The sequence below is a fragment of the Mycobacterium sp. genome (assembly GCF_025933915.1).
Taxonomy (GTDB): Bacteria; Actinomycetota; Actinomycetes; order Mycobacteriales; family Mycobacteriaceae; genus Mycobacterium.
Map to the genome: position 1 here is coordinate 1 of NZ_JAICZA010000168.1, position 9,102 is coordinate 9,102.

Annotated in this window: 10 protein-coding genes and 1 pseudogene; 5 read left to right on the plus strand and 6 right to left on the minus strand. The window is 64.3% G+C overall.

Annotated features, from left to right (window positions below):
• The 3 genes and pseudogenes from Q0W90_RS20570 to Q0W90_RS20580 form a co-directional block, all read right to left on the minus strand.
• Nucleotides 1-128, minus strand: a pseudogene (locus Q0W90_RS20570) (alpha/beta hydrolase); the annotation flags it as partial.
• A 125-nt stretch (nucleotides 129-253) separates the two neighbouring features.
• Entirely contained in the window at nucleotides 254-922 is a 669-nt protein-coding gene (locus Q0W90_RS20575) for an enoyl-CoA hydratase/isomerase family protein (protein WP_297598384.1), read from the minus strand.
• A gap of 39 nt (nucleotides 923-961) precedes the next feature.
• A complete protein-coding gene (locus Q0W90_RS20580; RefSeq protein WP_297697746.1) occupies nucleotides 962-1,591 on the minus strand; it encodes a TetR/AcrR family transcriptional regulator in 630 nt (209 codons plus the stop codon).
• A gap of 157 nt (nucleotides 1,592-1,748) precedes the next feature.
• Between Q0W90_RS20580 and Q0W90_RS20585 the strand changes: the two genes are divergently transcribed.
• From Q0W90_RS20585 to Q0W90_RS20595, 3 genes are all read left to right on the plus strand, one after another.
• On the plus strand, nucleotides 1,749-2,756 hold the full coding sequence (locus Q0W90_RS20585) for a GTP-binding protein (protein ID WP_297598380.1): 1,008 nt from the start codon (nucleotides 1,749-1,751) through the stop codon (nucleotides 2,754-2,756).
• A gap of 26 nt (nucleotides 2,757-2,782) precedes the next feature.
• Entirely contained in the window at nucleotides 2,783-3,610 is an 828-nt protein-coding gene (locus Q0W90_RS20590) for an acyl-CoA thioesterase domain-containing protein (protein WP_297598378.1), read from the plus strand.
• Nucleotides 3,611-4,007: 397 nt separating this feature from the next.
• Nucleotides 4,008-4,238 (plus strand): DUF6400 family protein, encoded by a 231-nt coding sequence (locus Q0W90_RS20595; protein ID WP_297598376.1) that lies wholly within the window; start codon nucleotides 4,008-4,010, stop codon nucleotides 4,236-4,238.
• A gap of 378 nt (nucleotides 4,239-4,616) precedes the next feature.
• Here Q0W90_RS20595 and Q0W90_RS20600 read toward each other — a convergent pair whose 3' ends face one another.
• A complete protein-coding gene (locus Q0W90_RS20600) occupies nucleotides 4,617-4,997 on the minus strand; it encodes a metalloregulator ArsR/SmtB family transcription factor (RefSeq protein WP_297598374.1) in 381 nt (126 codons plus the stop codon).
• A gap of 87 nt (nucleotides 4,998-5,084) precedes the next feature.
• Between Q0W90_RS20600 and arsM the strand changes: the two genes are divergently transcribed.
• Together arsM and Q0W90_RS20610 are read left to right on the plus strand one after the other, a co-directional pair.
• Nucleotides 5,085-5,879 carry an arsenite methyltransferase gene (gene arsM, locus Q0W90_RS20605; RefSeq protein WP_297697744.1) on the plus strand — a complete coding sequence of 265 codons (795 nt, stop codon included), beginning with the start codon at nucleotides 5,085-5,087 and terminating at the stop codon, nucleotides 5,877-5,879.
• Nucleotides 5,880-6,476: 597 nt separating this feature from the next.
• Nucleotides 6,477-7,295, plus strand: a complete 819-nt coding sequence (locus Q0W90_RS20610; RefSeq protein ID WP_297598370.1) for an alpha/beta hydrolase — start codon at nucleotides 6,477-6,479, stop codon at nucleotides 7,293-7,295.
• A gap of 241 nt (nucleotides 7,296-7,536) precedes the next feature.
• Here the strand turns inward: Q0W90_RS20610 and Q0W90_RS20615 are convergent, their stop codons facing one another.
• On the minus strand, nucleotides 7,537-7,938 hold the full coding sequence (locus Q0W90_RS20615) for a nuclear transport factor 2 family protein (RefSeq protein WP_297598368.1): 402 nt from the start codon (nucleotides 7,936-7,938) through the stop codon (nucleotides 7,537-7,539).
• A gap of 83 nt (nucleotides 7,939-8,021) precedes the next feature.
• Nucleotides 8,022-8,972 (minus strand): SDR family oxidoreductase, encoded by a 951-nt coding sequence (locus Q0W90_RS20620; RefSeq protein ID WP_297776263.1) that lies wholly within the window; start codon nucleotides 8,970-8,972, stop codon nucleotides 8,022-8,024.
• Nucleotides 8,973-9,102: the final 130 nt, after the last annotated feature.

Below are 9,102 nucleotides of genomic sequence, written 5' to 3' on the forward strand. Positions count from 1 at the left end.
AGGGCGCGCTGCAGCTTCAGGCCCCGGTGCAAGGCGTAGCCCCGAGGCACGAATCGAGCCACCTTGCGAAGACCGGGATCCAAAATATGGGGCGACGTGAAGGCGTTGTCGGGGAGCCTTTTCGCCATCGAATGCCCTCTGCTTCCTTGCGCCGGCAGACATGCCGACCATACAGGACGGACGTAGTGTCGATGAGCAGAATTCGAGCGGTATGCGAGTTCGTCAGCGCATTGGGCAAGCGGCACAGTCTGTTTCAGGGCGACCCATCGTGGTCGGTTAGTGCGCGCACGACGTGACCGAACATGGTCGTTTTTATCGCGCCGAGCGTGCCCGGATCCTTGCCCTGCAATGGGCGAAGTTCGGCGACGGCGGTGTCGGTGACGGCGTCCGCCGGGCAGGCGATGTCGACGATGCCGAATTGTTCTGCATCGGGGCCGCTGAAGCGTCGGCCGGTAGTCATCGAGGCGACTGCCGCGCGAGGAGTGAGTTTGGATTGGATGAGCGCGGCCATGCCGGGGTTGAACGGGATGCGGATGTCGACCTCGGGAAAACAGAAGTACCCGCGATCGGCGCGCATCACCCGGAAGTCATGCGCGACGGCCAGCATCGCTCCGGCGCCGAACGCGTGACCGACCACGGCGGCGGCCGTGGGGATCGGCAGCGTCAGCATGCGCGCGAGCAGTTGGTCCACACGGCCGATATACCACTGAGCCCGGTCGGTGTGAGCGCTCAGCCAATCCAAATCCAGGCCGTTGGAGTAGAACTTTTCGCCGGCGGTGGTCACCAGCCCCTGGGCGCCGTCTGAGAGGGCTTGGTCGAGCGCATCGTCGATGTCATCCAGAAATGCGGGGGAGAAACGGTTCTCATCTCCACCCAGGTGTACGATGGCGATCTTGTCGTCGTAGTCCAGTTGCACCGTCATGTGTTTCCTCTGAATCCCTTTCGTATTTCGCAAGATTGGTCAGTCGCGTCGTCGGCGGAGAGGCGGCGGTCCTACCTCCAGCACAGCGCGGACAGCCGCGTGCAGGTGCGCACGCGCTGTGGCACTTCCGAGGCGATCTCGACGGAGCAGCAGCGCGGTGGGCAGATCGACGACACAGCTCGTTATCGCATCCACCGCTCCCGCGTCTTTGCGGTCCCACACCGCAACAGCAAGCCGCACCATCAACGCGACGAGAAGCTTGTCGAGGCTTCGCAGTTCGTCGGCAACATCGTCAGGAACATCGTCGGCGAGGACTTCCTCGCGGCGCACACGCAACAAAAGCGTTGATGAGCCGGGATATTGCTGGGTGAACACCACCGGCGCGTCAGCGGCGGCCACCACGGCTGCGACGGGACCGTCTGCGTCGCTACCGGCGGCGGCCTTGTCGACAAGCGCCGTCTGCGCCGCCAGAAATCGCCTACCCGCCCGCAGCCATGCCTGGCCCATCAGACCGCCCCGCGATGTAAAGGTGTGGTACACAGCGCCGTTGGAGACACCCACCGCCGCACCGATCGCGCGGATGGTCACCGCGCTTGGGCCCGCGCGCGCCACCAGGTCCTCGACGGTGTCGAGCACGACGTCGGGATCATGTACGCGCGGGCGTGGCATGCGATCACCATAACAGAGCGACTGCTCTATTTAACCCTCGGCTGTCCGCAGAGGGACCGCCGTGCATCGATTACGGCGGGCCGCCGGGCAGGGCCCAGGCCGTGGTGCCGCGCCGGTTAGCATCGGGTGTCCGAACGTCGATGCGGAGGGTAAGGCTGTGGCTGCGATCCCCGTCATCGCGCTCACCGGTCATCTCGGCGCCGGCAAGACGACGCTGCTCAACCACCTGTTACGCCAACCTGGCACACGAATCGGTGTGGTGGTCAACGATTTCGGAGACATCAACATCGACGCCAGCCTGGTGGCCGGCCAGGTCGACGAGCCGGCCTCGATCGCCGGAGGATGCATCTGTTGCCTGCCCGACGGCGGTGGGCTCGATGACGCGCTCGTCAAGCTCGCCGACCCGGCTCGGCGCCTCGACGCCATCATCGTGGAGGCCAGTGGTTTGGCCGACCCTGTGGCGATCGCGCGGATCATCGGCTTCAGTGAGATACGCGGCGTCCGTCCGGGTGGGCTTGTCGATGTCGTCGATGCCCTCAACCACTTCGACACCGTCGACCGCGGCACCCTCCCGCCGGTGCGCTATGGCGCGGCGTCGCTGATTGTGGTCAACAAGCTTGACCAGGTGCCCGAGCAGGAGCGGTCGGCTGTGGTGCAGCGCGTCGCACAGCGGGCGGCGCAACGTAACCCGCGCACACATGTCGTGGGCACAACGGGTGGCCGGATAGACCCAGGACTACTCTTCGACGCGTCTGCCACGTCCGGGCAGGATGGGCAGCTCTCCTTTCTGGATCTGGTGTCCGAGCACGACCATGACCACGTCCATGCCGATGCCGTCACCGTCAGCAGCTCAGGTTGCGTCGACCCCGATGCCCTGTTCGATCTTCTCGAACAGCCGCCGCACCAGGTGTTCAGGCTGAAAGGCATCGTTGCGGTGCGGCACCGCGCGACTGTCCAGGGCTACGTCGTCAACCTGGTGGGTAACGCAATCCACATCGGGAAGGCACCGCCGGGGGCCGAGGCCAACTGTTTAGTGGCGATCGGGATGCATCTCGACATCCTCGCCGTACGCGCGCGACTCGACAACGCGCTGCGGTCGACGTCGGGGCCGGCGTCGGCGCAGGCGTTACGGCGGCTTCAGCGGTACCGGCGACTCAGCGCGTGAGCAATGATCCGGCAAGATACGTCTTGATGTCATCTTCGCTGGGCGACGTGCTCGCCACCTTGGAGCTCGAGAGGGTCGACCAGTGGCTCTTCGTCGGGCAGCAGCTGCCCGCGCCCGCCAACCACATTCTCGGCGGACATATTTCGGCTCAGGCTTTGTTGGCGGCAAGCCACACCGCGCCCGGTCGCGCACCGCACAGCGTCCACACGTACTTCCTGCGGTCGGGCGATTCGCGTCGGCCGGTGGACTTCGAGGTCGTTGATCTCCAAGAAGGCCGGACGTTTTCGGCGCGACGGGTCACTGCACGCCAAGACGGCGTGATTCTGATGGAAGCGATGTCTTCGTTCAAAGTTGCCGATTCCGCACCCGCTCAGGTGGTCTACCAACCGCCCATGCCGGAGGCTTCCAGTCCAGAATCGCTGCCGTGGGTTGCCCCGCACCTGGCGGAGTCCGACGCGAGCACCCAAGGGCGGTGGTCGAGCCTGCGCTGGTTCGAGCGCCGGATCGTCGAGACCGAGGTCGCTCCACCCGCACGGGCGCTGATGTGGTGGCGACCCGATGGGGAGGTTCCCGATAATCCGGTGCTGACCGCCAGCCTGGTGGCTTACCTGTCGGCGGTGACGTTGACCGAACCGGCGTATGCGGCACGCGGTGGTGTCGGCGGGTCAGCTCAGCGTGACCATTCGGTGTGGTTTCACGCTCCGGCGGCGTTGTCGGATTGGCTTCTCTACGACGGGTCGTCACCGAGCAGCGCTGGCTCGCTGGCGCTGGCGAGTGGCACGATGTTCAATCGCAATGGCGAACTGGTGTGCACGGTGCGACAAGAGATGTACTTCCCGGCGCACACATCCTGAAACCGCAGCCGCTTCAGATCAATCTTCCCGACGGGAATGGCGCATCCAACCATTGGCTTCCCGGAGCTCCGCCTCGGTGGTCGCATCGGGCTAGACGGGCAATCATCGACGCGTCGCTGTGTTATCAATAACCTTGCGCCACAAGATTATTCGTCACAGTGACGTATTGTCGGCGATGGGCGGGGAGGTGGATCGGGGGATTCACGGGCCGGTTCAGGCATGCGGCAGACCGGCGGCGCGCGTCGTCGCACCCGCGCTCGTCGGATTGTCAGTGCTGTGGATGTCGGCGCCAAGTGTGACGAACGTCAACCGGGAACAGTGACCTAGGTCATGGCCCGACCAACGGCAATCGGGTCATCCTGACCGTTCGTTTGCATATCTAATGGCTGGGAGCGCGATGGCCGACCTCGACTTTGCCTATGACCTGACCCTCGATGAGGCGCGCAGACGCAGCGCTGTGCTCGAAGCGATCGGTGACGACTGGAACCCCGTCGCCGTCCTGAGCGAGGAGCAGAAGGCCTACGACATGCTGTACTCGAATCTCGACGACGAGCAACAGCGGGTCTACGACGAGTTGGTCCACGCCGGTGTTCTGCCCGAACGGACCAGTGCTCGTGCTGCCGATTGATCCGACCGCCGACCGCAGCCGCCGCGCATGGCTGCCGTGCCCGTGCTGCGATCACCGCACCCAATGTGGTGATTGCCGAAGCAGCCGAAACTGTGACACGCACTGGCAGTATCTGCTGAGCAACCAGGGCACGCTGGTTCACCTGCAGTGCTCCGATTGTGGCCACCTCTGGTCCACCGACACACATCGCCGCCCGCGCCCGATGCGGTGGGGACACAAACAGAACTGACACCGGCCAACGCAGTATCCTAATATCCTTGCGCTGCAACAACATCCGTCACAGTGACATATCGCCGGCGATAGGCAGGGGAGGGAGGCGGGGGTGTCCGGGGGCGGCGCGGGCATGTAACGCCCTGGTGGCCAGCCACGAACCGTCCGTTATCGGCCGGCGCGAGCAAATACGCCGGCGAGTGCATCCAGAGTGGCCGGCACTAGCCGGTAGTAGGCCCATTTGCCGCGTTGGGTTCGTTCTAGCAGGCCGGCCTCGACCAGGATCTTGAGGTGGTGTGACACCGTCGGTTGGGACAAACCGACCGGGCTGGTCAGGTCACAGACGCATGCTTCAGCGCCTTCATGGCCGGCTATCAACGACACCAGCCGCAGCCGGGTCGGCTCACCCAGCGCCTTGAGTATGGCGGCCAGCCGCTCAGCGGCCGCTGAATCCAGCACCGTATCGGCGATGGGGCGACAGCACGCCTCGAGATCGGCCACAAGTAGCGATCCATCGGATTGCGCCGAGGTCGGGATCGTCGTAGGCATGGAACCCAGTATGGCACACATTGACAGTCATCGATGGATCGTGCATTCTATGTCCCATAGACATCTGTCGATGAGAGGAGTATCGGAATGGCCGAGACTACGGATGGCCAACTGCGGGATCAGGTTCGCGCCAGCTACGGCGCGGCTGCCACAGCGATCAGCAGCGGCGCGACCAACAGCGATGTGCTCACCGCGGCGAGCTGCTGCGGGTCGAGCGATTCGGTCGACGTCGGCACCATCTTCGGCGCCGGTCTCTACGGCGACGACGAGCACTCTGAGCTGCCCGCCGAAGCCGTCGCGGCCAGCCTGGGGTGCGGCAACCCGACCGCGGTCGCCGACCTGCACCTCGGTGAACGCGTCCTGGACCTGGGCTCCGGCGGCGGCATCGACGTGCTGCTCTCGGCCCGCCGGGTCGGTCCGACCGGATTCGCTTACGGCGTTGACATGACCGATGAGATGCTTGCCCTGGCCGAGGCGAACAAGGCGAAAGCCGGTGTCACCAACGTCGAATTCCGCAAGGGCACCATCGAGGACATCCCGCTGGCCGACGCAGCTGTCGACGTAGTGATCTCCAACTGCGTGATCAACCTGTCGTCCGACAAGTCGGCCGTGCTCGCCGAGATGTTCCGGGTTCTGGTGCCCGGCGGGCGGATCGGGGTTTCCGACGTCGTCGCCGAGGATCACCTTACCGCCGTGCAACGCGCCGAACGCGGGTCTCACGTCGGCTGCATCGCCGGAGCCTTGTCCAACCAGGAATACCTCGACGGCCTGGCCGCCGTCGGATTCGTCGATGCCTCCGTGGCCTTCACGCACGAGGTTGCCGACGGCATGCACGGCGCGATCATCCGCGCCACCAAACCCGCAACATCGGTCAGCGGCTAAACCGACACGGGGCCGAATGCGAGCGACTCCAGGCCCCATCGATCGATCCGCGTCGCGGCAGAAGCGATGTTCCGATAGCCCTTGCGGGCCAGAGTAATTCGTCACAGTGACGTATTACCGGTGGTGCGGCAGGAGCGGGGACGGGTGGTCGATTGGCGGGCCTATGGATCAAGTGCAGTTAGGATCGCCTCGGCGCCGAACGTTGGTCCGGTCGACGTGCCGGCCTCAACCGCGATCTGTTCGGTGCGTTCTGTTGGAGGTCGGTGGCTGCGCGCATAGGCGCAGACGCGGGCGCTGCGAAGTACTCAATCGTCAAGGGGTGCGAGCGCTTTCACCTACTCAACCTCGGTGTAGCGTTTGCCGATAAGCAACATTATGTCAGGTAGGCGAGAAGGCATCGCTTTCGCACGTCGCTATTAGTGTCGGTGTCCTGCGGCATGCTTTGGCCATGACATCGACTCCGTCAGGCTTGGAGTTGATCCGCTGCTGCCTGTTCCAATTGTGCGGAGAGCTCGCAGGAAAAACCTTGTGGTTTGCGGTTGACTGTCAGTCGACCGCGAGAAGCGCTCGCGAGGGGTCAACTGCGAGGGGGCGACTATGCCTGCCATCACTACGTCGGATGGTGTCGAGATCTTCTACAAGGACTGGGGCTCTGGTCAGCCGATCGTTTTCAGTCATGGCTGGCCGCTGACGGCCGACGACTGGGACGCGCAGATGATGTTCTTCTTGCACCAGGGCTATCGGGTGATCGCGCACGATCGGCGCGGGCATGGCCGATCCGAGCAGACCGGCAACGGCAATGACATGGAGCACTGGGTCGCCGACCTGGCCGCGTTGGCCGAGCAGCTCGACCTGCACGAGGCCGTCCATATTGGGCACTCCACCGGCGGCGCTGAGGTCGCCTGCTACGTGGCGCGCCACCAGGAGCGGGTCGCCAAGGCGGTATTGGTGTCTTCCCCGACGCCGAGCATGGTGCAGACCGAGAACAACCCGGGCGGGCAACCCCAGGAGTGGTTCGACGCGGTGCAGGCGGGTGTCTTGGGAAATCGATCGGAGTTCTTTCGCGCGGTGCCGGAGGGGCCGTTCTATGGGTTCAACCGAGCAGGGGTGGACCCGTCCGAGGCGGTTATCGCGAACTGGTGGCGACAGGGCATGTCGGGTAGCGCCCACGCTCACTATGAGACAGTGTCTTCCTGGCTGCAGGACTACTCCGAGGATCTGCGCAGGATCACCGTCCCCGTCCTGGTAATGCACGGCGACGACGATCAAATCGTTCCGTTTACCAACTCGGTCCCCCGAGCGGTCGACCTACTCCAGAACGGCGTGTTGAAGACCTATGCTGGCTACCCTCACGGCATGCTGACCACGCACGCGGATGTCCTCAACCCGGATCTGCTCGCGTTCATCGCGTCTTGATCGGCAGTCTCGGGCCAGCATCATGTTGTGTAGCAATATATTTTATGACTCGCCCGCCGGGGCGGTAGCATGTCAAGAGACGTAATGTACTGCGGTGCAGTTTGATTCGACACACCGTAATTGGGATGCGGACAATAATGATGATTCATCAGATGAATCAATCCGGTGCCGCATCCCATACCGCCGGATGCCTCTGCGGCCGCTCCCCGGCTGGGGGATCGAATTGTCTCGGGATCGGGCTTCAGCGTTGCTCAACATCGGTGAGAAGTTTCCAGGGCTGCATGCCGAGTGCATCCGCAAGGTTCTGCTGCAGCGCAACGCCGGCCGGCAGCGTGCGGTAAAAGATGCTCGCCTCGGCGATCTTGCCGTCCGCGTCGAGCAAGACGAAGAATATTCCGCTGACCGCAGCCTCTCCAACTTGCAGCCGGAAGTGTGCGGCGTGGTGGGTCTCACCGCTGAGGACCTCCAGATAGGTGTCGTCGGACGAGAGTCCGTTGACGGTTTTTATGGTTTCCACGGCGACCTCGCGGCCGGTGATCGGCTCATCGCCGAACGGGCCGTACAGCACCACGTCCTCGGCGAGCAGACGGGCGAGGGTGTCTGTGTCTGCGCCGCCGTTGATGCAGTCGACGAAGGACTCCAAGGTGTCGCGGTGCGGGGCGAACGTGGTTATGGTCACTCCTCGTGGCTTGTCAGACTTCGTGCGTGTGAATTCTGTTGGTGTGCCTAGGCTGTCAGCTGGCCGGAGAAGTAATGGCCGTTGTCCAAATCCGCGAGCAGGCTGGGTTGAGTGAGTTCCCAACCGAGCATCTGGCGCGTGATGAGGTTCGAGGCCGGCAGCGACATCGCGACCAGGTTCGTGTAAAGGCCGAAGTATCCCGGCAGCATCAGTACGTCCGCGGGAATGCTCACGACGGGCAGGCCCAGACGGCTGCCGATGGCCTCGGCGATCTCGCGGAACGGGATACCCCCGTCTTCAATCGCGTGCCAATATTTGCCGGGCGGCCCCTTCTCCAGCGCCAAGCGGAACAAGGAAGCGACGTCGCGGATGTGCACGGCGCCCCACAGGTTCGCGCCGTCGCCGGGGTAGCCGGCGAAGCCCTTCTCCTTCGCGAGCGCGATCAACCCCGGGAGAAAGCCGCCACTATCGGTCGTGCTGTGCGCGATGGTGGGAAACCGCACGATCGAAGACCGCACTCCCCGCTCGGCGAGGCCGATTACGGCGAGTTCCACGGCGTTACGAAATCGCAGGGTGCCCTTGTACTCATCGCCGCTGGGCAGGGCGGGATCTTCCTCGGTGGCAGGCCGCCCCAGGGTCCCGAATGACGACGAGGCCATACTACCCGCCGCGACCAGCGGTTTTCCGGTTCCCGCGAGTGCCTCGCCGTACGCGAGAATGACCGGGACTTCGGCGGCGGTCACGGCGTCGATCCCGCCGGACGGTAGCAGGTCTTGCCGGTGTGCGACGTGGATGACGCCGTCGGAGTCCGTGGCCGCCTCCTTGAGCCCGTCGAGATCCTCGAGGCTGCCGCGACGGACCTTCGCGCCGAGCGCGGACAGGACCGCCGCGGCGGTGTCCGACCGGGCCAGGCCCGTCACGTCGTGCCCCGCGGCGATCAGCTCGGGGATGATGTACGAACCGGAATGGCCGGTCCCGCCAGTGACGAAAACGCGCATGTGACTGTCCTTTTCAGGGTAGGCGGAGCTCAGCCGAGAACGTTGACGCCGAGGAAGAAGTCGGTGTGCTTGATGGAGTGGTTGAGAAGGCTTATCTCCAGCAGGCCGACGTTCTCGAGCGCCCGCGCCA